The sequence below is a fragment of the Dactylosporangium sp. CS-033363 genome (assembly GCF_050942475.1).
Classification (GTDB): Bacteria; Actinomycetota; Actinomycetes; order Mycobacteriales; family Micromonosporaceae; genus Dactylosporangium.
This window is the reverse complement of sequence record NZ_CP192032.1, coordinates 4,238,422-4,260,388: the sequence shown is the minus strand read 5'-3', so window position 1 is coordinate 4,260,388 and position 21,967 is coordinate 4,238,422. Positions and strand designations below refer to the sequence as shown.

At 72.2% G+C, this 21,967-nt stretch carries 10 protein-coding genes; 7 read left to right on the top strand and 3 right to left on the bottom strand.

Annotated features, from left to right (window positions below):
- Positions 1 to 28: 28 nt before the first annotated feature.
- Both ACQPZ4_RS19690 and ACQPZ4_RS19685 read right to left on the bottom strand, forming a co-directional pair.
- Positions 29 to 2,278 (bottom strand): DUF4832 domain-containing protein, encoded by a 2,250-nt coding sequence (locus tag ACQPZ4_RS19690; protein ID WP_433063008.1) that lies wholly within the window; start codon positions 2,276 to 2,278, stop codon positions 29 to 31.
- Positions 2,278 to 4,899 (bottom strand): fibronectin type III domain-containing protein, encoded by a 2,622-nt coding sequence (locus tag ACQPZ4_RS19685; RefSeq protein ID WP_433063006.1) that lies wholly within the window; start codon positions 4,897 to 4,899, stop codon positions 2,278 to 2,280. The genes ACQPZ4_RS19690 and ACQPZ4_RS19685 overlap by 1 nt, the downstream gene beginning before the upstream one ends.
- Positions 4,900 to 5,070: 171 nt before the next feature.
- Between ACQPZ4_RS19685 and ACQPZ4_RS19680 the strand changes: the two genes are divergently transcribed.
- From ACQPZ4_RS19680 to ACQPZ4_RS19650, 7 genes are all read left to right on the top strand, one after another.
- Positions 5,071 to 6,012, top strand: a complete 942-nt coding sequence (locus ACQPZ4_RS19680) for a carbohydrate ABC transporter permease (RefSeq protein ID WP_433066580.1) — start codon at positions 5,071 to 5,073, stop codon at positions 6,010 to 6,012.
- 11 nt (positions 6,013 to 6,023) lie between these two features.
- Entirely contained in the window at positions 6,024 to 6,905 is an 882-nt protein-coding gene (locus ACQPZ4_RS19675; RefSeq protein WP_433063003.1) for a carbohydrate ABC transporter permease, read from the top strand.
- 17 nt (positions 6,906 to 6,922) lie between these two features.
- Positions 6,923 to 8,266, top strand: a complete 1,344-nt coding sequence (locus tag ACQPZ4_RS19670) for an ABC transporter substrate-binding protein (protein WP_433063001.1) — start codon at positions 6,923 to 6,925, stop codon at positions 8,264 to 8,266.
- Between the two features lie 30 nt (positions 8,267 to 8,296).
- The gene (locus ACQPZ4_RS19665; protein WP_433062998.1) at positions 8,297 to 9,784 is read left to right on the top strand and encodes a glycoside hydrolase family 36 protein; all 1,488 of its coding nucleotides are present in this window, start codon (positions 8,297 to 8,299) and stop codon (positions 9,782 to 9,784) included.
- Positions 9,781 to 10,116, top strand: a complete 336-nt coding sequence (locus ACQPZ4_RS19660; protein WP_433062995.1) for a DeoR family transcriptional regulator — start codon at positions 9,781 to 9,783, stop codon at positions 10,114 to 10,116. Before ACQPZ4_RS19665 ends, ACQPZ4_RS19660 begins: the two co-directional genes overlap by 4 nt.
- A gap of 192 nt (positions 10,117 to 10,308) precedes the next feature.
- A complete protein-coding gene (locus ACQPZ4_RS19655; RefSeq protein ID WP_433062992.1) occupies positions 10,309 to 12,087 on the top strand; it encodes a non-ribosomal peptide synthetase in 1,779 nt (592 codons plus the stop codon).
- Between the two features lie 34 nt (positions 12,088 to 12,121).
- A complete protein-coding gene (locus tag ACQPZ4_RS19650; protein WP_433062990.1) occupies positions 12,122 to 20,836 on the top strand; it encodes an amino acid adenylation domain-containing protein in 8,715 nt (2,904 codons plus the stop codon).
- A gap of 4 nt (positions 20,837 to 20,840) precedes the next feature.
- Here the strand turns inward: ACQPZ4_RS19650 and bioB are convergent, their stop codons facing one another.
- Positions 20,841 to 21,917: a biotin synthase BioB gene (gene bioB, locus ACQPZ4_RS19645; protein ID WP_433062987.1), complete on the bottom strand. Its 1,077-nt coding sequence runs from the start codon at positions 21,915 to 21,917 to the stop codon at positions 20,841 to 20,843.
- Between the last annotated feature and the right edge of the window lie 50 nt (positions 21,918 to 21,967).

The following is a 21,967-nucleotide window of genomic DNA, read 5'->3' as shown; positions in this document are numbered from 1 at the left end:
CCAATTTTGCTATGAACTTTACAAAGTACTATTGGAACCCGATGCTGTCGACGGTGACCGTGCTGTTGCCGCCATACCAGAAGCCGAGCGCGAGCTGGGACGGGCTCGCGCGGTTGATGGCGTTCGCCGCCATCGGGATCTTGATGTCCTGATACGCGGTCGTGATGGCCGGATGGCCGCCGCCGTCAAGAACAAAATCCCCGAACACCTTGGTTGTACCGCCGATGCTCAGACTGAAGTGCGCCTGTTCCCCGCCGGTCGCGCCCTTGATGCGCACGACGAGGTACGTGTAGCCGGACACGTCCTGGCCGACGTCGCTGCCGAACCAGCCGCAGTTGTTGTACTGCAACGCCAGCGCTCCGCCGGCCACGACGCCGTTGCCGCTGCCGTTGAGGAAGCAGTTGCCGCCCGTCCACCGGCCGAGGTCGTTCTTGGCCGCGGACGGATAGGCGGGTGTGCCGTCGAAGTCGTCGAGCACCAGCCCCACCGGCGGCGGGGTGGTCGGGCCGCTCACCGTCACGGTGACCGCGTTGCTCGACGGCGAGTCGTAACCCGCCGCGTCGCGAGCACTCACCGTGTAGGTGTGACTACCTGTTGGCACGTTCGTGTCGGTGTACGTCGTGCCGGTCGGCGATGACAGCAGGGTACCGTCGCGATACACACGGTAGCCGACCACGCCGACGTTGTCCGTGGCGCCGGTCCACGACAGCGGCACCGACTGGCCGTTCACGGCACCGGCGGACAGCGTGGGAGCCGTCGGCGGCGTGCAGTCGCCGGTGCAGGTACCCACGGTGACCGCGTTGGACAGGACGTTGTAGCCCTTGGCCGCGTCCCACGTGCCGCTGTTGGCCAGTCGCACGGAGTAGGCGGGGTTCGAGCGCAGGCCGGTGGCCTGGTCCGGCAGCCAGAGCGCCAGCTTGTACGAGCCCGACGCCATCGCCGGCAGCGTGACCGTCTGGGTCGGGACCGTGATCGCGCCCGACTTCCAGGTGCGCGGGTCGAGCCCGGTCAGCTGCACGTTGTAGCGGTTGGTGCCGTTGTCGAACACGAGGTACACCGGTCGCGGCTTGATGATCCCCGCGTACCCGTCGTTGACCAGGTGCGCCGAAAACGTGAAACCGGCTCCAGGTGCGGCCGAGTTGGTGAAGGTCGCGTCGGCCAGCCGCAGCCGGTAGCCGAGCTTGCGCTGGATGCGGTGGTACAGCGTCTCGGCCGGATCCACGCCCGAGGCCGGCATCTGCGCGTGCTTCCAGATGTCGGTGTTGACGGCCGCGTAGTCGGCGTTGATCTCCGTCCAGTGCTGGTGCGACAACTCGTACTGGGCGTTCACACCCGCCGTGTCGTTGCCGCCACTCGCGTTGCACGTCTCGCCGCCGACGATCTTGTTGCCGCCGGTCGACGTGGCGTAGTCGTACACCCACTGCTTCTTCTGGGCCACGTCGAACCAGCCGAGCCACGAGTTCTGGTCGTACGTGCCCATGTCGGCCGAGTCCGCGAGGAAGCAGTCGTCGTGGAAGCCGAGCCGGTCGAACTCCTGCGTGGTGAGCAGGCAGTTGTTCGGTAGCGTGCACCCGGCCGGCGGCGTCGTGCGCTGGGCGAACTCGTAGTTGAAGATCGGGTACCGGATCGCGACCGGGATCGAGGCCGGGGTACTGCTGAGGAGCTTCTTCACCAGCCGATAGCGAACCGGCGACTGGCTCTCCTCAGAAGCGGCGGTATAGGGCGATTCGTGCCATTCGCCCCATGCGCCGAAGAAGCCGGCCTCGAGATGCATGACGACGTCCGCATTTGCGGCCAGCACCGGGGCGAGCTGGTCGATGTGGCGTTCCATCTGGGGTTCGGTGACGGCCGAGTAGCCGTCCCACACGTACGCGGTGCGCAGGACGATCTTCAGGCCCTGCGCCCGGATCGCCGCCAGGCCGCTGGAGAGGTTGTCCAGCAACGCCTGCGGCAGGTCGGTCGTCTGGTACTTGTCGAGGTGGACGTACGAGTGGATGAGCGTGTTGCCGTCCGCTTTCGCGCGGGCGAAGGTGCGGTCGAGCATGTCCGGGTTGAAGCCGGGGATGGTGTTGCTGGCGTAGTCGTTGACGGACGGGTCGTTGATGATCTCGTACCGGTTGTGGAAGCCGCGTTCGGGGTTGGTGAACACCGTGGCGTAGTCGCCGGTGTAGGTGGCGGTGGTGGTGGCGGCCTGGGCCGGGAGTGCCGGGCCGGTCAGGGCGAGGGCCAGGACGGCCGCCGCCACGGCGGCCGTCCGGACTCGTTGGATTCCTCGCATCAGTTGCTGAAGGAGAAGCTGTCGATGGAGATGGTGCTGTTGCCGCCGTACCAGAAACCCATCGCGAGTTGGGCGGGGCTGGTGCGGCTGATGCCGTTGGCGGCCATCGGGATCTTGATGTCCTGGTAGGCGGTGGTGATGGCCGGGTGGCCGCCACCGTCCAATGTGTAGTCGCCGAACACCTTGGTGGTGCCGCCGAGGCTCAGGTTGAAGTGCGCCTGTTCGCCGCCGGCGTTGCCCTTGATGCGCACGACGAGGTAGGTGTACTGGGAGACGTCCTGGTTGACGTCGGAGCCGAACCAGCCGCAGTTGTTGTATTGCAGGACGAGCGCTCCGCCGGTGATGGCGCCGCTGCCGCCGCCGTTGAGGAAGCAGTTGCCGCCGGTCCACTTGCCGAGGTCGTTCTGGTTCGCGGACGGGTAGGCGGGCGAACCATCAAAGTTATCCAGCACGAGGCCGGGCGGGTTGCTGCTGCCGCTGGTCGTGACGGTGATGGACGAGGAGTCCGCGGACGTGTTCCCGGCCGCGTCGTAGGCCCGGACGGTGTAGGTGTAGGCGGTGGATGCGGTGAGCCCGGTGTCGGTGTACGACGTGGTGGCCGAGGTGCCGACCTGGGTGCCGTTGCGCAGCACCTTGTAGCCGGTGACGCCGACGTTGTCGGTGGCCGCGTTCCAGCTCAACGACACGCTGCTGGAGGTCTTGGCCGGCGAGGTGAGTCCATTGGGGACGGTCGGCGGTGCGGTGTCGGTGCCGCCGCCGGCGGAGGTGGTCACCGACAGGGCGGCCGAGGACGCCGAGGTGTTGCCGGCGGCGTCGTAGGCCTGGACGGTGTAGGAGTAGGCCGTGGACGCGGTGAGGCCGGTGTCGGTGTACGACGTGCCGGTCGCGGTGCCGACCTGGGTGCCGCCCCGCAGCACCTTGTAGCCGGCCACGCCCACGTTGTCGGTGGACGCGTTCCAGCCGAGCGTGACGCTCGTCGAGGTCTTGGCCGGTGAGGTGAGGCCGGTCGGGGTCGACGGCGGGGTGGTGTCGCCGCCGGTGGAGCCGCCGACGCCGATGGAGCCGAGGCCGAGCCAGCCGTCGGCGTTCTGGGTGGCGTTGCCGAACCGCAGCTTCTTCGCGGCCGGGCTCAGCGCCTCCAGGGGGTTGCGGACCTTCAACACCAACTGGTAGTTGCCGTTGGCGACGCCGGTCAGGCTGACGTTGGATTGGAAGTACTGCGGGTAGCCGAAGTCCCGGTAGGTCGGGTCGGCGCCCACGTTCCAGTCCGGGAAGGCGCGGACCTTCAGCGGCTGCACCGTGCGCAGGTCCCAGGGGGTGTCCCAGGTCTTGACGACGGTACCGGCGGAATCCTTGAGGCCCAGTTGGACCGTCCAGGGGTAATAGAACGGGGCGACGCCGTTGTTGGTGAGCGTGACGCCGATGTTCGCCGACCCGGTGACGCTGTTGCTGTAGTAGGCGTGGGTCGCGGACAGGTCGTAGCCCATGAGCCGGACGGCCGCGGCCACGTTGGGGTCGTTGGACGCGTAGCTCTGGCTGGTCTGGTTGATCTTCCAGGTGGTGTGTTCGAGCTCGATGCAGGCCTTCATGTTGTCGACCTGGCCGGTGCCGCCGGGCCACGACGTGAACGCCGAGGACTGGATTTCGGGCCGGACCTCGCCGCCCATGGAGTCGGTGACCCACTTGTTCTCGACGCCCATGTTGAGGGCGCGCTGGAGCTGGGCGTAGTCGGCGCCGCCGAGGGACTGCGGCAGGGTGACGCCCTTGAGGGGGCTGCCTTCCTTGTAGCAGAACGAGTCGTCGTGGTACCCGATGTCGCGCGTGTTCGCCGCCCCGCCGGCCGAGTCCGGGTAGCGGATCTCGAGCTTGGTGGTGTTGAAGGCGTTGTCGAACGCGGCGACGATCTGGGCGGCGTGCGCGTCGGTCGGCATCAGGTTGGGGTAGCCGTCGGCGGTGTCGGTGTCGAAGGGCCAGGTGTGCCATTCGCCCCAGAGGCCGACGATGCCGAGGTTGATGAAGCCGATGCGGGGGTCGCCGTCGTAGCGGGCGCCGAACGCGGCGATGAAGTTGCTGACGGCGGAGAGCAGGTAGGCGCTGTCGTAGTCGGGGCTGACGGTGCCCCAGAAGGTGTTGTTGCGGTAGGTGACGTGGCCGTCGAAGCAGTGCGGGATGGCGTTGCCGGGATGGCTGCCGGTGCCGCCGGGGTACTCCATGTAGAACCGGATGGCGGCCTGGTTGCCGTAGGACGCGATCTCGTTGAGGGCGTTGTCCACGATGGACCAGTTGTAGCTGCCGCAGTCGGTGGCGCTGGTCATCACCTCGGACAGGCCGAAGTAGCTCCAGGCGAGCGAGCGCGGGTAGCCGGAGTTCTGGTTGTCGCCCGGGAAGTAGAACCGGGCGAAGCCCTTGAGCGGGTTGTCCAGGGGGCTCGGGGCGGCGGTGAGCGGGTGGTCGGTCAGGCTCGGGCTCGGCGACGCCGGCGGGGCGGGCCTTGCGGGCGGGCCGGCCGGGACCGGGGTGAACGCGCTGGCGGTGTGCGGCGCGAACACGAGCACGGCACTGGCGGCGACCGTGCAGAGTGCGACGGCGCGGGCGAGGCGCTGCCGCAGGGGTGTGCGCATGGATCGACCTCCGGTTTCAGGGGGCGGAGTGCTCCTCGTACGCCGATTCGATACGAGGAGGTGTTGACAAACTTTCCATGAGCTTCATCATTATTAGCGGCCGAACACCCCCGGCCGCAAGACGCTAGCTTCGAAGATCTTCGATCCATGAAACGAGGTCGGATCGTGACGATGCGTAATGCCGTCGCGGCGCCGGTCGTGCCGGTACCGGAGCCACCTTTGCAAGAAGCGCCTGGGCCACGCCGCGCACGAGACGACCGGTGGGTCGCCTGGCTGTTCCTGGCGCCGGTCCTGATCGGCTTCGCCGTGTTCTACCTGTACCCCACGATCCGCGGCGTCTGGTACAGCCTCACCGACTACAGCCTGCTCAACACCCCGACCTTCGTCGGCGGCGACAACTACGCCGACCTGGTCACCGACGGGCAGTTCTGGGACTCGCTGAAGGTCACCGCGTACTACGTGGTGCTCAACATCGGCTCGCAGACGATCCTCGCGCTGCTGCTGGCCGCGCTGCTGCACCGGCTGACGAGCTCGGTCGTGGTACGGGCCACGATGCTGCTGCCCTGGCTGGTGCCCAACGTGACCGTCGGGCTGCTCTGGATGTGGCTGCTGGACGCCAACCTCGGCTTCGTCAACCACCTACTCGGCATCTTCGGCGTCGACAACAAGGCGTACCTGAACTCGCCGGACTGGGCCATGCCGTCCGTCGCGCTCATCAACACGTGGGCGTACACGGGGTACACGGCGCTGCTGCTGTATGCCGGCATGCTGCAGATCCCGGCGCACCTGTACGAGAGCGCGGCCATCGACGGCGCCGGCGAACTGCGGATGTTCCGGCGGATCACGCTGCCGCTGCTGCGCCCGATCCTCGCGCTGGTGCTCGTCGTGTCGCTGATCGGCTCGTTCCAGATCTTCGACACCGTGGCCGTCACGACCAAGGGCGGGCCGGTCGGCGCCACCCGGGTCATCTACTACTACATCTACCAGCAGGCCTTCACGTACTTCCACATGGGCTACGCCGCCGCGGCCGCGATGGCGCTCGTGCTCATCCTTGGCGTGCTCACCTTCGTGCAGATGCGCCTGCTGCGCGCCTCCCGATCCGATCTGACCTGAGAGGCGCAGCGATGACACGCCGCTTCACGCCGGGCAAAGTCGTGGCCTGGCTCGTGCTGATCGCGTTCCTGGTGCTCACGATCGCACCGTTCTACTGGATGGTCCGCACCGCGCTCACCCCCGCCGCGGACATCTACGCCGATCGCACCGCCGTGTTCCCGTCCCATCCGACGATGGTCAACTTCTGGCGGGTGCTCGGCCTGGTCGACGCGCAGACCGCGCGCGACGCCGGAGGTTCGGGCGCGCAGATCGACTTCGTGCGGTACACGATGAACTCCATCATCTACAGCACGCTCATCGCGGGCGTGCAGACCTTCTGCTGCGCCATGGCCGGCTACGCCTTCGCGCGGCTGCGTTTCCCCGGCCGGGACCTCGTCTTCGGCGTCATCATCGCGGCGCTGATGGTCCCCCCGATCTTCACGCTGCTGCCCAACTTCACGCTCGTGAAGAGCCTCGGCGCCATCGACACGTTCTTCGGCATGGTCGCCCCGAACCTGCTCATGACCCCGTTCGCGGTGTTCTTCCTCCGCCAGTTCTTCCTGTCCATCCCGCGCGAGGTGGAGGAGGCGGCGATCATCGACGGGGCCGGCAAGTGGGGCGTCTTCTGGCGGGTCATCGTGCCGATGAGCCGCGGCCCGCTCATCACCATCGCGCTCACCACCTCCGTGTGGGCGTGGAAGGACTTCCTGTGGCCGCTGCTCGTCGGCCGCGGGGAGCAGACCCGGGTGCTCACCGTGGCCCTCGGGGTGTTTCTCCAGCAGTCCCCCAACACCCAGCCGGACTGGACGGGGCTCATGGCCGCCTCCACGCTGTCCGTCCTGCCGGTCCTCGCCCTGTTGGTTTTCCTGGGCAAGCGACTGGTGCAGTCCCTGAATTTCACCGGCATCAAGTGATCCTGAAAGGGAATCCGATGTTCAGACGATCCCGCACGGCGGTGGCCGTCGTCTCCGCCGCGGCACTCGCCCTGCCGCTGCTTGCCGCGTGCTCCGACGAGTCCGGCTCCGACAGCGGTGGCAAGGTCACCCTCCAGTACTGGCTGTGGGACGACAAGCAGCAGCCCGCCTACCAGGCCTGCGCGGACGAGTTCTCGAAGGCCAACCCGAACGTCACCGTCCAGATCTCGCAGACCGCGTGGACGCAGTACTGGCAGAACCTCACCACCCAGCTGGCCAGCGGCTCCGCGCCCGACGTGTGGACCGACCACGCCTCCTACTATCCGCAGTTCGTGTCCAGCAACCAGATCCTCGACATCCAGCCGTTCGTCGAGAAGGACAAGGTCGACCTCGGCCAGTACCAGGGCGGGCTCGCGGATCTGTTCGTCAAGGACGGCAAGCGCTACGGCCTGCCGAAGGACTGGGACACCATGGCCCTGGTCTACAACACCAAGTTCGTCACCGACACGGCCGGGCTGGACAAGCTCACCTGGAATCCAACGGACGGTGGCACGTTCGAGCAGGCGATCGCCAAGGCGACCGTCGACGCCAACGGCAAGAACGGGCTCGACCCGGCCTTCGACAAGACCAAGGTGAAGGTGTACGGCTTCCTGCCCGAGTGGGCGGACGGCTCGCAGGGCCAGAACGGCTGGGGCGACCTCGCGGTGTCCAACGGCTTCACGTACCTGGACAAGAACCCGTTCGGCACCAAGTACAAGTACGACGACCCGAAGCTCGCCGAGACCATCGCCTGGTTCAAGCACATCACCGACGCCGGGTACGCGCCGAAGTTCGACAAGCAGTCCACCCTCGGCCGCGACGCCGTGATGGATTCCGGGCAGGGCGCGTTCACCGTCGCCGGGTCCTGGACCATCAGCAGCTATCTCGGGACCGGGGCGAAGCAGCAGTACGCGTTCGCGCCGCTGCCGACCGGCCCGGCCGGGCGCAAGACCGCCATCAACGGCCTGTCCGACGCCATCTACGCCGGCACCAAGCACCCGGCCGAGGCGTGGGCGTGGGTCAAGTTCCTCGGCTCGTCCGGCTGCCAGGACATCGTCGGTGAGAAGGCCGTCGTGTTCCCGGCCATCAAGTCCGCCGCCGACAAGGCCCTCGCCGCCCACAAGGCCGCCGGCCGCGACGTGCACGTCTTCACCGACGAGGCGGCCGCCCCCGGCGGGACGTTCTTCCTGCCGATCACCGACCACGGCAACGAGGTCAGCCAGATCGTCCAGGACACCCTGCAGGGCGTCATCCTCGGCCAGGGCACCCCGGCCGACGCCCTGAAGAAGGCCAACGACCAGGTCAACGCGCTCTTCAAGTAGTACGTCCGGCACCTTGAGGTAAGGAGAACCATGGCACAGGTCGTCGAGCTCGGCGGACGCCACTTCGCCCTGCAACACTCCGGCGATGGGACGCCGCGCCCCACCCCGGGCGGCATCCTGCTTCCCCCGGGCCGGGTCGCGATCCTGCACGGGCTCGGCGACGCCTCCTTCTACCGGCACGGCCAGAACTCGTGGAGCCCCTGCGGCTGGCGCCGGCTGAGCGAACCCCCGCTGCGCATCCCCAACCCGACCCGGCTCGTCACCGCGGACGACCCCGCGTTCGACGACCCGGCCCGCCACCACGGCTCCGCGGTCGCCGCGCTGCAGGGCCCCGACGGCAACACCCTCCTGCTCGGCGCCCTGGGCCTGGACACCCCGCGCCTCGCCGCCGACCACGACACCCTCACCGGCTGGTACGCCGGCGACGGGGCCGAATGGTTCGCCGCCTACGGCCCCGAGCAGGAGGTGTTCGCCGCGTACACGGACCTGCTCGCGGAGCGGTTCGGGCCGGTGCGGCGGCGGGCGGGCAACGTGTGGTGCAGCTGGTACGCGTACTACGAAACGGTCACCGAAACCCAGCTGCACAAGGACATCGCGGACCTCGTGGGCCTGCCGTTCGACGTGGTGCAGATCGACGACGGCTGGGAGGAGATGGTCGGCGACTGGCAGCCCAACGCCAAGTTCCCCAGCGGCATGCGGGACCTGGCCGGACGGATCACCGACGCGGGTTTCGTCGCCGGGTTGTGGCTGGCGCCGTTCATCGCGCTGCCGGGGTCGCGGGTGACGTCCGAGCACCCCGAGTACCTGTTGCGTGACATGTCCGGGAATTTGGTTGTGGCCGGCTCCAACTGGGGCGGCCCGTACTACGCCTTGGATCTGGCCCGCGACGACGCCCGCGCGCATGTCGCCGACATGATTCGCACCGTCGTGCACGAGTGGGGGTTCAAGTACCTCAAGCTCGACTTCATCAACGCGGCCGCGGCCTACGTCGAGGGCCGCCCGCGGGAGCGCATCTACCGCGACGCACTGCACCTGGTGCGTGAAGCCGCGGGCGACGACGTGTACCTGCTGGGCTCCGGCGCGATCCTGCTGCCCTCCCTCGGCCTGCTCGACGGCCTGCGCTCGGGCCCCGACGTCGCCCCGATGTGGGACAACTACGCCACCGTCGACCCGTCGGACGCCACCGCGCGCAACGCTGTTGTCAACAGCGTGCACCGGCTGTGGTGGTCCCCCTTGGCCGAGGTCGATCCGGATGTCATCTATTTCCGCAGCAAGCTCAACCTGCTCACCCCGCAGCAACTGCAATGGCTGCGGGACCTGGCCGACGTGTGCGGGTTCCGGGCCATCTCCGACCCGCCGTCGTGGCTCACGCCGCACGAGCTCGAGGAGCTGCGGGTGTACCTCGAAGCCACCCCCTCCATCCAGCGCCTGAGCCGCTACCGCTTCGCCATCGACGGCCGCGAGGTCGACTTCGCACCGGCGGTAGCCACTGACGGCCAGTTGTATCCGATCTCATGACCGACCTCCCGATGCTGCCGTCCGTTCGCCGCCAGCGGATCGTCGACCTGCTGGCGGCGCGGGAGTACGTCACCATCGAGGAGATCCGCGCCGCCACGGGGGCGTCCGCGGCCACCACCCAGCGCGACCTGGCCGAGCTCGCTCTGGCCGGCGCCGTGACCCGCATCCGCGGCGGGGCGACCCGGCCGCCGTCGCCCCGCGGCGAGGAACGGCTGCTCGCCGCGTGCCTGACCCGGGTACGGCAGGCCCTGGACCGCAAGGACCTGACCACCGTGGAGGTGGCGCTGCAGCAGGCCCTGGACGCCTGCGGTCGCCTCCGCCGCGCCTCCTGAACCTCGGTCCCGCCGGACGCGGTGGTGCCCGCCGGGCATCCGTGTGACCTCGGTAAAGAGGTTTGGGATAGCTCGGACTTAGGGTTCGGATAGCGATGGTCGGTAGGTTGGCGGCCGCTTGAAGGTCTCGGCTCCCTGCGCTTACGAACGCGTGACGCTGACGCGGATCCGGGCCGGGAGAGGAGACTCCGCATGCCCGACCGCATCGAGGTGGCGTTCGCCCGGCAGGTGCGCCGGACCCCGGACGCCGACGCGCTGGTGGTCGGGACCCGCCGGTTCACCTACCGCGACGTCGACGCGCGCGCCGATGCGGTCGCCGTCCAGCTGCGCGGGCAGGGCGTGGGCCGCGACGAGTACGTCGGGGTCTGCCTCGATCGCGAGGAGTGGCTGATCCCGGCGCTGCTCGGGGTGCTGCGGGCGGGCGCGGCCTACGTGCCGATGGACCCGGCCCATCCCGCCGAACGGCAGGCGTTCGTCGTCGGCGACGCGCGGCTGCGGCACGTCCTGGTCGACAAGCGGCAGGTCGACGCGGCGTGGCTGGGTGACGCCCGCCCGATGGTGCCGGGCGACGGCCCGCTCGCCTCACCGGACGACACAGGCGCCGACGACTCGGCCGACGACTCGGCCGGCGACCCGGCCGGCGGGGACGGCCCGGCGTACCTGATCTACACCTCGGGGTCGACCGGCAAGCCCAAGGGCGTGGTCATCAACCACGGGCAGACGCTCAACCTCGTCCGGTGGGCGGTCCAGACGTACTCGGCCGGCGAGCTGCGCGGCACGCTCGCCTCCACGTCGGTGTGCTTCGACGTGTCGGTCGTGGAGATGTTCGCGCCGCTGCTCAGCGGCGGCACGGTGATCCTCGCCGACTCGCTGCTCGCCCTCGCCGACCTGCCCGCCCGCGACGAGGTCACGTTCCTCAACGGGGTACCGTCGGTGCTCGCCGTCCTGCTCGGCTCGCCGCTGCCGCCGTCGGTGCGCACGGTGAGCCCGGCCGGCGAGGCGCTGACCCGGGCCCTGGCCCGGCGGGTCTACGCCAACCCCGGCGTCACCAGGCTGGTCAACTGCTACGGCCCGACCGAGTGCACCACCTACTGCCTCGTCGCCGAGGTGACACGCGCCGACCTGGAAGCCGCGCACGAGCCGCCGATCGGCGCGCCCATCGCCGGGGCGGTGGCGAGCGTACGCGACGAGCAGGGGCGGCCGGTGCCCGACGGCGCGGTCGGTGAGCTGTGGATCGCCGGGCCCGTCGTGAGCTCCGGATATCTCGACCGCCCCGAGCTGACCGCGGAACGGTTCCCGCCCGATCCCGCCGACCCGGCCCGGCGGGCGTACCGCACGGGCGACCTGGTGCGCCGCGTCGACGGCGTCCACCACTACCTCGGCCGCAGCGACCACCAGGTCAAGATCCGCGGCATCCGGGTCGAGCTCGGCGAGGTCGAGGCGTTCCTGGCCGCCTGCCCGGGCGTCCAGCACGCGGTCGTCACCGCGCCGGTCGACGCCGGCGGCGACCGGCGGCTGGTCGGGTACGTCCAGGGCACCGGCCCGGAGCCGATCGACGCGAACCGGTTGCACGACGACCTGAGCCGCCGGCTGCCGGCGCACCTGGTGCCGAGCCGGATCGTGGTGCTCGACGAGCTCCCGCTCGGGCCGACCGGCAAGGTCGATCGGGCGGCACTGCCCGTACCGGATGAACCCACTCGGGAACCGATCCCGCCGCGCACGCCCGTCGAGCAGTTCATGGTCGGCGTGTGGGCCGAGGCGCTCGGCGTCGCTCCGGAGACGATCGGCGTCGACGACCAGTTCATCCGGCTGGGCGGGCAGTCGCTGACGGCGGCCCGCGTGGTGGCGCTGCTGCGGCCGGCCCTGGACCTCGCCGTGCCGGTCCGCCTGCTGTTCGACCATCCGGTGCTGGCCGACTTCGCCGCGGCGGTCGAGGAGCTGGCGCTGGCGCAACTCGCCCGCCAGGCCTGACCGGGCCCGGGCAACGTCCACGGGGGGCGGATCGATGACGGAACAGATGCAGGATCGGGCTGCGCTGCGCGCGCTGCTGGAGGCGCGGCTCGCCGCGTTCACACCCGCCGAGCCGGCGGCCGAGCCGGACGACCCTCCACAGGGGACGGTACCGCTCACCGGCGCGGAGCGGGCGATGTGGCTCGCCTCCCAGCTCGACCCGGACAGCCCGGCCTACCACGTCCCGGTCGTCGTCCGGCTCGCCGGCCCGCTCGACCGGCCGGCGCTGCTCGCCGCCGTGCGCGACGTGATCGGGCGGCATCCCGCCCTGCACAGCACGATCACGCTCGAGCGCGGCATCCCCGTCGCCGTGGCCGGGCCGGCCGGCGCGGTGCCCGTCGACGAGCGCGCGGTCACCCCGGACACGCTCGCCGCCGCGCTGGCCGAGCACGCCCGCCGGCCGTTCCGGCTCGCCGCGGAGCCGCCGCTGCGTGTGACGCTGTTCGCGGCCGGCACCGGCGAGCACCACCTGGCGCTGACCGCGCACCACGTCGCCATGGACGACGCGTCGATCACCGTGCTGGTCGCCGAGCTGGCGGAGCGCTACGCCGCCCACCGCGCGGGCGACGACCCGCCCGCGCCGGTCCGCCCAGTCCGGGCGCGCCGGCGGGCGGCGGAGCCCGACGAGGACGACCTGCGGTGGTGGACCGCGCGGCTGGCCGGGCTGGTGCCGGCGCCGCTGCCGGTCGGCCGGGTGACTGCGCCCGACGGCACGTCCGACGGCGTGGACCCGGTCGGCACGCCCGACGGCACGCCCGACGATGCCGGGGCGCAGGTGCCGCTGACCGTGCCGGCCGCGCTCGCCGGCCGGGTCCGCGCCGTCGCGGCCGCGCACGGCATGACGCCGTTCATGGTCCTGCTGGCGGCGCTGCAGGCGATGCTGGCGCGTACCGGCGACGACCCCGACGTCGCCGTCGGCGTTCCCGAGGCGGGGCGCCGGGAGCCCGGCAGCGGGTCGGCGATCGGCTGCTTCGTCAACACCGTCGTGGTCCGCACCGATCTGTCCGGCGACCCCACCGGACGCGACGTGCTCGCCCGCACCCGCGAGGCGGCCCTCGACGCGCTCAGCCACGCCGACGTGCCGCTCCCCCGGATCGTCGAGCGGGTCAACCCGCGCCGCGACGACGGCTCGACGCCGCTGTTCCGGGTCCTGCTCAACGTGATCCCCGCCGACCCGCACCCGGCCCCGTTCCCGGGACTGGTCACGACGGTCACCGTCGGCGGCACCGGCCGGGCCCGGGCCGACCTGACCGTGCGGCTCACCGACACCGGCGACGGCCCGCTCGAGGGCGTGGTGGAGTACCGGCTGCGCGACTGCGACGCGGCGGCCGCGGACCGGATCGCCGGGTGGTTCCTGGCCCAGCTCGCCGCCCTCGTGTCGGATGTGGACAGTCCAATGCGGACGGTGCCGCTGCCGGGCACCGTCGACCCCGCCGTGGTCGGCGCACCGGTGGACGCGCCGACCGGCACCCTGCACCCGATGATCAGCCGGTGGGCGGCGGCCACTCCGGACGCGACGGCCGTAATTGCGGCCGACGGCACCATCACCTACGCCGAACTGGACCGCCGGGCGAACCGGGTCGCCCGGCGGCTGCTGGCCGACGGCGTGGCACCGGACGAGCCGGTGGCGGTGCTCACCGAACGCAGCACCCATCTGCCGGTGGCGCTGCTCGGCATCCTCAAGGCCGGCGCGGCGTACCTGCCCGTCGACCCGGCGTACCCGCCCGCGCGGCTGGCCGCCCTCCTGCGGGCCGCGGGCGCCACCACGGTGCTCGTCGCCGACGGGCTGTCCGAGGTGCTGTCCGAGGTGCTGTCCGAGGTGCTGTCCGAGACGCTGTCCGAGACGCTGTCCGAGACGCTGAACGAGACGCTGAACGAGACGCTGAACGAGACGCTGAACGAGACGCCGGACGAGACGCCGGCCGACGGGCTCGCCGTGCTCCGGCTCGACGATCCGGAGATCTTCCCGGCGGGCCCGGACGGGGACCCGGGGGTGGAGTGCGACCCCGGCCGGCTGGCGTACGTCATCTTCACCTCGGGGTCCACCGGCACGCCGAAGGGGGTGGCCGTGGAGCATCGGGCGATCACCCGGTACCTCGCCGGGGTCGCCGACCGGCTGCCGGCCGGCGCCGCGTCGTTCGCCCTGGTCTCGACGCAGGCGGCCGACCTCGGGCTGACCATGCTGCTCGGCGCGCTGACCACCGGCGCGGCCGCCCACCTCGTCGACGTCGCGACGGCCACCGACGCCGCCGCGTTCGCCGGCTACCTGGCCCGCCACCCGGTCGACGTGCTCAAGCTCGTCCCCAGCCACCTGCACCTGCTGGCCGCGGAGGCCGGCGCGGACCTCGCCGGCGTGCTGCCGCGCCGGCTGCTGATCCTGGCCGGCGAGGCGTGCCCGTGGGAGCTGGCCGACCGGGTCCGGGCCGCCCGGCCCGACCTCGCCGTCCAGGTGCACTACGGCCCGACCGAGACGACCGTCGCCGTCCTGGCCCTCGACGTGTCGACGGTGACCGACCGGGCCGGCGCCGGCGTGGTGCCGCTGGGCGGGCCGCTGCCGGGCGTGTGGTGCCGGGTCGCCGACCGCGCCGGCGCACCCCTGCCCGCCGGCCTGCCGGGTGAGCTGTGGCTGGCCGGACCGAGCCTGGCCCGCGGCTACCTGCACGACGACCCGCTGACCGCACAGCGGTTCATCACCAATTCCGGGATCCGCTGGTACCGCACCGGCGACCGCGTCCGCCTCCGCCCCGACGGCCACCTCGACTTCCTCGGCCGCACCGACGACCAGATCAAGATTCAGGGGTACCGGGTGGAGCCCGGCGAGGTGGCCGCGGCACTGCGAGGGCTCGACGGCGTGGACGCGGCGGTCGTACTGCCGGTGGGCCCGCCCGGCGAGCGCCGGTTGGCGGCCTGGTTCACCGGAATGGAGGACGGCGGCCCCAACGAGGCGCGGCTGCGCGACGAGCTGCGCCGGCGGCTTCCGCGCTGGATGGTCCCGGCGTCGATCGTGCGGCTCGACGCCCTGCCGCTGACCCCGAACGGCAAGGTCGATCGGGCCCGGCTGGCAGTACCAGAGACGGCCCTTGACACCGGCCCGGTGTCGCTCAGCCCCACCGAGGAGGCGGTCGCCGCCGCGTGGCGCCAGGTCCTGGACGGCCGCCCCGGCGCGCCGGCCACCGGTGCCATCCGCCCGGACGACGACTTCTTCGCCCTCGGCGGGCACTCCTTCGCCGCCACCCGGGTCGCGGCGCTGCTGCGCACGACCACCGGCCGGGACGTGCCCGCCCGGCTCACGTTCCGCCACCCGGTCCTGCGCGACTTCGCCGCCGCCCTGGACCGCATCGCACCAACCGCGAACGGCGTGGCGCCGTCGGCGGCCGGCGAGCGCGAGCCCGGGAACGGGACCGCGGCCCCGATTGCGGCCGGCGAGCGCGAACCCGGGAACGGGACCGCGGCCCCGATTGCGGCCGGCAGTCGCGAATCCGGGACCGCGGCCCCAACAGCGGCCGACCGGCGCGAACCCGGGACCGTCGTGCCGTTGTCGGCGGCCCAGGCCCGGCTGTGGTTCCTGGCCGGCCTCGACCCGGACAGCCCGGCCTACCACGTGCCGCTGGTCCTGCGCCTGCCCGCCGGCATCGACCGCACGGCACTGCTGGACGCAGTCAGGATGCTCGCCGACCGGCACGAGGTCCTGCGCAGCACCGTGACCACGGTCGACGGGCAGCCGTGCGCCCGGATCGGCCGGGCCGAAGACGTGCCGGTCCGCGAGCAGGCGGTACCCACCGCCGACCTCGACCGCGCACTGGCCGAAGAGCTGGCGCACCCGTTCGACCTCCAGCGGCACCCGGCGATGCGCGCCGTGCTGCTGCGGGTCGCCGACGGGGCCGACCACCTGGCGATCGTCTTGCACCACGTGGCCACCGACGCCTGGAGCCGCGGGCTGATCCTGGCCGACCTCGTGGCGCTCTACGGGTACCGCACCGGCACCGGCCCGCTGCCCCCGCCCGCGCCGCAGTACGCCGACCACGCCACCGCCCTGCGCGCCGAACCCGACGGTCCGGCCCTGGACTGGTGGGAGCGGCAGCTGGCCGGGCTGTCCCGGCTCGACCTGCCGACCGACCGGCCGCCGTCCACCGCGGGCGGGGCGTTCGCTGCGGACACCGCCGGCGCCGCCGTGCCGATCGAGGTGCCCGACGCGCTGGCCGCCCGGATCCGGGAGCTGGCCGGCAGCCGCGGCATGACGCCGTTCATGGTGCTGCTGGCCGGCCTGCAGGCACTGCTCGCCCGGGTCACCGGCGCGGGCGACATCGCGGTCGGCGTACCGGAGACCGGCCGGCACGGCCCGGCCACCGAGGACGTCGTCGGCTGCTTCGTCAACACCCTGGTCGTCCGCGGCGAGGTCGACCCGGCGGCGACCGCGGGACACCTGCTCGACGCGGCCCGGGCGGCCGCACTCGCCGCGTTCGCCCACGCCGACGTGCCGTACGACCGGGTGGTGCAGCGGCTGCGCCCGGACCGCGACGCCGGACCGCTGTTCAAGGTGAGCCTCAACGTGCACGACGCCGGCTCCGCGGTGGTGGAGTTCGGCCCCGCGCTGGCGGCGACGATCGTGCCGGTGCCGGAGACCGAGGCGAAGTTCGACCTGTCGTGGCACCTCGCCGCCGACGGGACGGCGCTGCGCGGCGGCCTGACCTACCGGACGGCGCTGTTCGACGAGCCGACCGCGCGGCGACTCGTCTCCTGGTACCTGACGCTGCTCGACGGCCTGCTGTCCACCGCGGACGCTGAACTCGGCGCGATCCCGCTGGCGCCCGTCGACGGGCCGGCGCTGGCCGGTCCGCCCCTGCAGTACGAGGGCGGACTGCTGCATCCGCTCATCGAGCGGTGGGCCGACGCCACCCCCGACGCGCCGGCGGTGGTGGCCGCCGACGCGACGCTCACCTATGCCGAACTCGACCGGCGGGCCAATCGCGTCGCCCACTGGCTCCTCGACCGCGGGGTGCGCGCCGACCAGCCGGTCGCGGTGCTCACCGAGCGCACGAGCCACCTCGCGGTCGCGCTGCTCGGCGTCCTCAAGGCCGGCGCGGCGTACTTGCCCGTCGACGCGGGCTACCCGCCGGAGCGGGTGCGCACGGTGCTGCGCGGGGCCGGCGCGGTCGCCACGCTCGCCGAACGCGAGTTCGCCGGCCACGCCGAGGGGACCGTCGCGATCCTCGACGACGACGCCGCCTGGGCCGGGCTGCCCGCCCACCGGCCCGACGCCGGGGTCCACCCGGACCGGCTGGCCTACGTCATCTTCACCTCGGGCTCCACCGGCGCGCCCAAGGGCGTGGCCGTGGAGCACCGGCACATCACCCACTACCTGGCGGCGGCGCTCGCGTACCTCGGCACGGCTCCCCGCGCGAGCTACGCGCTGGTCTCCACCCACGCCGCCGACCTGGGCATGACGAACCTGTTCGGCGCGCTGACCACCGGTGCCGCGCTGCACCTGGTCGACCGGCAGACCGCCACCGACCCGGAGGCGTTCGCCGCGTACCAGGAGCGCGAACGGGTCGACGTCCTCAAATGCGTGCCGAGTCACCTGGAACTGCTGGCCGCGCACGGCGACCTGGGCCGGGTGCTGCCCCGCCGGGTCCTGATCCTCGCCGGTGAACCGCTGCTGTGGAACCTCGTCGACCGCGTCCGCGCGGCGCGGCCCGACCTCACGGTCCTCAACTCGTACGGGCCGTCGGAGACCACCGTCGCGGTGTCGATGTGCGACGTGGACGCGGTACCGCGCACCGGCTCCACGGTACCGCTGGGCCTGCCACTGTCCGATGTGGACTTCCACGTCACCGACGCCGCCGGGCGGCCCCAGCCGGCCGGCATCCCCGGCGAGCTGTGGATCGGCGGCCCGACGGTGAGCCGCGGCTACCTCGGCCGTCCCGACCTGACCGCCGAACGCTTCCCGGCCGACCCGCTCGACCCCGCCCGCCGCTGCTACCGCTCCGGCGATCTGGTGCGGCTGCGGCCCGACGGCCAGCTCGAGTTCCGGGGACGGGCCGACGACCAGGTCAAGATCCGGGGGTACCGGGTCGAGCCCGGTGAGATCGTCGCGACGCTGCGCCGCCTGCCCGGCGTCCGGGAGGCCGTCGTGCTCCCGGTCGGCGAGGGCCACCAGCGCCGGCTCGCCGCCTGGATCACCGGCACGGCCGACGTCGACCAGGTGCGCCAGCGGCTGCGGCAGGACCTGCCGGAGTACGCGGTGCCGACCACCATCACCGGCCTGGACGCCCTGCCGCTGAACGCCAACGGCAAGGTCGACCGCGCGCGGCTGCCCGCACCGGCCGAGGCGGCACCGGCCGCCTACGTCGAGCCGGCCACGGCCACCGAACACCGGGTCGCCGCCGCCTACGCGCAGGTGCTCGGCGTCGAGCGGGTCGGTGCCACCGACGACTTCTTCGCCCTCGGCGGCGACTCCTTCCAGGCGGTGCAGGCCGCCCGCGCCGCCGATCCGGACCTGCGGGTCATCGACCTGTTCAACCACCCGGCGGTGCGCGACCTCGCGGCGTTCCTCGACCGGCGGTCCGGCGAACCGGCCGGGCTGCTGCACCGGCTCGGCGCTACGGCCGGCACGGCCGAGGTCACCGTCGTGTGCGTCCCGTACGGCGGCGGGTCGGCGGCGGCGTACCGGCCGCTGGCGCTGGCGCTCGGCCCGCGCGTGGCGACGTACGCGATCGAGCTGCCGGGGCACGACCCGGCCCGCCCCGGCGAGCCGCTGCTGCCGCTGCCGCAGCTCGTCGACCGGGTGGCCGCCGAGGTCGCCGAGCACGTCACCGGGCCGGTGGTGGTGTACGGGCACTGCGTCGGCACCGCGTCGGCGGTCGCGCTGGCGCAGCGGCTCCAGGCCGACGGCGCCGAACTGGCCGGCGTGGTACTGGCGGCGGCGTTCCCGAGCGCGCGGCTGCCCGGACGGGTCTCCGCGTGGTTCAACCGGGTGCTGCCCAGCGACCGGTGGATGTCCGACCGCGACTACCGCGACGTGCTGCGGGCCATGGGCGGGATGCTCGACGAGCTCGACGACACCGACCTGCGGACGATGATGAACAGCCTGCGCCACGACGCCCGGCAGGCCCAGCTGTTCCACACCGCCGAACTCGCCCGCGCCGACCGGGCCCGGCTGTCCGTCCCGGTCCTGTGCGTCGTCGGCGAGCGCGACCGCAGCACCGAGCTCTACCAGGAGCGCTACCGGGAGTGGGGCGCGTACGCCGACCGGGTCGAGCTCGCCGTGGTGCCGGACGCCGGCCACTACTTCCTCAAGCACCAGGCGACACGCGTCGCCGAGCTGATCGGCGAGCGGCTGGCGGCGTGGCGGGCCGGGCGCGTCCCGCCGCCGGTCGCCGACGTGGCGGTCGCCGGATCGGCGGCCCGCCGCAGCCTCCGCGCGTTCTCCCTCGTCGCCGCCGGCCAGACGGCCTCGCTGATCGGCAGCGCACTCAGCGCGTTCGCGCTCGGCGTCTGGGCGTACCAGGCCAGCGGCCGCATCGCCGACTACGCGCTGATCACACTGCTCGCGGTGATGCCGGCCATCCTCGGCGCGCCGGTCGGCGGCGCGGTCGCCGACCGGTTCGACCGGCGCCGCGTGATGCTGGTCTGCGACGCCGTCGCCGGGCTGACCGTCGCCGCCCTCGTCGCCCTGCTGTGGCTGGACGACCTGCGACTGTGGCACGTCGCCGTGATCGTGGGAACGGGGTCGCTGGTCACCGCGTTCCACCGTCCCGCGTATCTGGCCGCCATCACGCAACTCGTGCCCAAGCCGTACCTGCCGCAGGCCAACGCCGTCGCCCAGCTCGGCACCGGACTCGGCATGCTGCTCGCCCCGCTGGCCGGCGGCGCGCTGATCACCGCGTTCGGGCTGCCCGCCGTGGTGGCCATCGACGTGCTCACATTCGTCCTGGGCCTGGCCACGCTGCTGGTCGTGCGCTTCCCGGACCGGCTCTTCCGCCGCCGCGAGGAGACGTTCCGCGAGGCGATCGTGGGCGGCTGGCGGTACATCGTCCGGCGCCGCCCGCTCGTCGTGATGATCGTCTTCTTCCTGGTCGACAACTACCTCAGCTCGCTCGCGACGGTGGTGGTGGTCCCATTGGTACTGTCGATCGGCGACGCCACGGACGTCGGCCTGGTGACAGCGGCGAGCGGACTGGGCGCGGCATTCGGGGCCGTCGTCATGGTCGTGTGGGGCGGCACCCGCCGGCGGGCCACCGGCATGGTCGGGTTCGTCCTCGGCGTCGGCGCCGGCATCCTCATCATGGGGCTGCAGCCCACCGTCCTCGGCATCAGCGCCGGGATCTTCGTCTGGTGGGCGTCGACGAGCATCCTCAACGCGCACTGGCTGGCGCTGATCCAGATCAAGGTCGGGCTCGAGCTTCAGGGCCGGGTGCTGGCGACCAACCAGATGCTCGCGGTCGCGATGGCCCCGGCCGGCTACGTCAGCGCGCCGTGGCTGGCCGACCGGATCGCCGGGACCGGGATCGGCGCGGTACACGGGATGAGCCTGCTGCTCGTGGTCGTCGGGGCAGTGCTCATGGGATGGGCCGCGCTCGGCCTGCGCTACCGGCCGCTGCACCGGATGGAGGACGACCTGCCCGACGCCGTGGCGGGCGCGACGATCGAGGGCGATCTCGACCGGGTACAGGCCGAGGCGGACCGCGAACTGGCGTCGGCCAGGTCGTGACGGCTCAGGCGTTGGCGGCCACGTCGGTGCCGGCGCCGCGGCGGCGCAGCCGGACCTGGCTCCGCCGGTGCTCCGGCAGGGTCTCCTGCTCGGCGCCCTCCACCTCGAAGCCGGCGTCGGCGATCATGTCCAGGTCGCCCTGGCCCGGCTGGCCCTCGCTGGTCAGGTAGTCGCCCAGGAAGATCGAGTTGGCGACGTACAGCGCGAGCGGCTGCTGGCTGCGCAGGTGGATCTCGCGGCCGCCGGCCAGGCGCACCTCGGAGTCCGGGAACGCGAAGCGCACCATCGCCAGGATGCGCAGGCAGCGCTGCGGCGTGAGCTGCCAGGTTCCGGCCAGCGGCGTGCCCTCGAAGGGCATCAGGAAGTTGACGGGTACCGAGTCGGGGTCGAGCTCGCGCAGGCCGAGCACGACGTCGACCAGGTCGGCGTCGGTCTCGCCCATCCCCGCGATGAGGCCGGAGCAGGCCGACAGGCCGGAGCCGCGGGCCTGCTCGACGGTACCGACGCGATCGGCGTAGGTGTGGGTGGTGCAGATCTCCTCGTAGCGCTCGCCGGCGGTGTTGAGGTTGTGGTTGTAGGCGTCGACGCCGGCCGAGCGCAGCTTCGCCGCCTGACCCTCCTTGAGCAGGCCGAGGCAGGCGCAGATCTCCACGTCGGGAGACTCCTGCTTGATCGCGTCGATGACGCCGGCGACCCGGGAGATGTCCCGGTCACTGGGGCCGCGGCCGCTGGCCACGAGGCAGACCCGCTTGGCCCCGGACCGGACGCCGGCCGCGGCCGCGGTGGCGGCGTCGGCGGCGCTGAGCCACGAGTACTTCAGCACCTCGGACGTCGAGCCGAGCCGCTGCGAGCAGTAGCCGCAGTCCTCGGGGCACAGCCCGGACTTCAGGTTGACCAGGTAGTTGAGCTTGACCCGGCGGCCGAAGTAGCGCCGGCGGACCTGGAACGCGGCGGCGAGCACGTCCATGATCTGCTCGTCGGCGGTGCCGAGCACGGCGAGGAGCTCCTCGCGGTCCGGCCGCTCGCGGCGCAGGCCCTTCGCGACGAGGCCGGCGAGCAAGGATTCCGCTGAACTCAGCACTGCGACGAACTCCGTTCCCGTAGGGGTGTCGGCGCCTGCCGGCGTAACCG

What these genes read in the sequence shown, in the direction of transcription:
- ACQPZ4_RS19690 (WP_433063008.1), bottom strand. Translation starts at nt 2,278, where the DNA reads ATGCGAGGAATCCAACGAGTCCGGACGGCCGCCGTGGCGGCGGCCGTC.
- ACQPZ4_RS19685 (WP_433063006.1), bottom strand. Translation starts at nt 4,899, where the DNA reads ATGCGCACACCCCTGCGGCAGCGCCTCGCCCGCGCCGTCGCACTCTGC.
- ACQPZ4_RS19680 (WP_433066580.1), top strand. Translation starts at nt 5,071, where the DNA reads ATGCGTAATGCCGTCGCGGCGCCGGTCGTGCCGGTACCGGAGCCACCT.
- ACQPZ4_RS19675 (WP_433063003.1), top strand. Translation starts at nt 6,024, where the DNA reads ATGACACGCCGCTTCACGCCGGGCAAAGTCGTGGCCTGGCTCGTGCTG.
- ACQPZ4_RS19670 (WP_433063001.1), top strand. Translation starts at nt 6,923, where the DNA reads ATGTTCAGACGATCCCGCACGGCGGTGGCCGTCGTCTCCGCCGCGGCA.
- ACQPZ4_RS19665 (WP_433062998.1), top strand. Translation starts at nt 8,297, where the DNA reads ATGGCACAGGTCGTCGAGCTCGGCGGACGCCACTTCGCCCTGCAACAC.
- ACQPZ4_RS19660 (WP_433062995.1), top strand. Translation starts at nt 9,781, where the DNA reads ATGACCGACCTCCCGATGCTGCCGTCCGTTCGCCGCCAGCGGATCGTC.
- ACQPZ4_RS19655 (WP_433062992.1), top strand. Translation starts at nt 10,309, where the DNA reads ATGCCCGACCGCATCGAGGTGGCGTTCGCCCGGCAGGTGCGCCGGACC.
- ACQPZ4_RS19650 (WP_433062990.1), top strand. Translation starts at nt 12,122, where the DNA reads ATGACGGAACAGATGCAGGATCGGGCTGCGCTGCGCGCGCTGCTGGAG.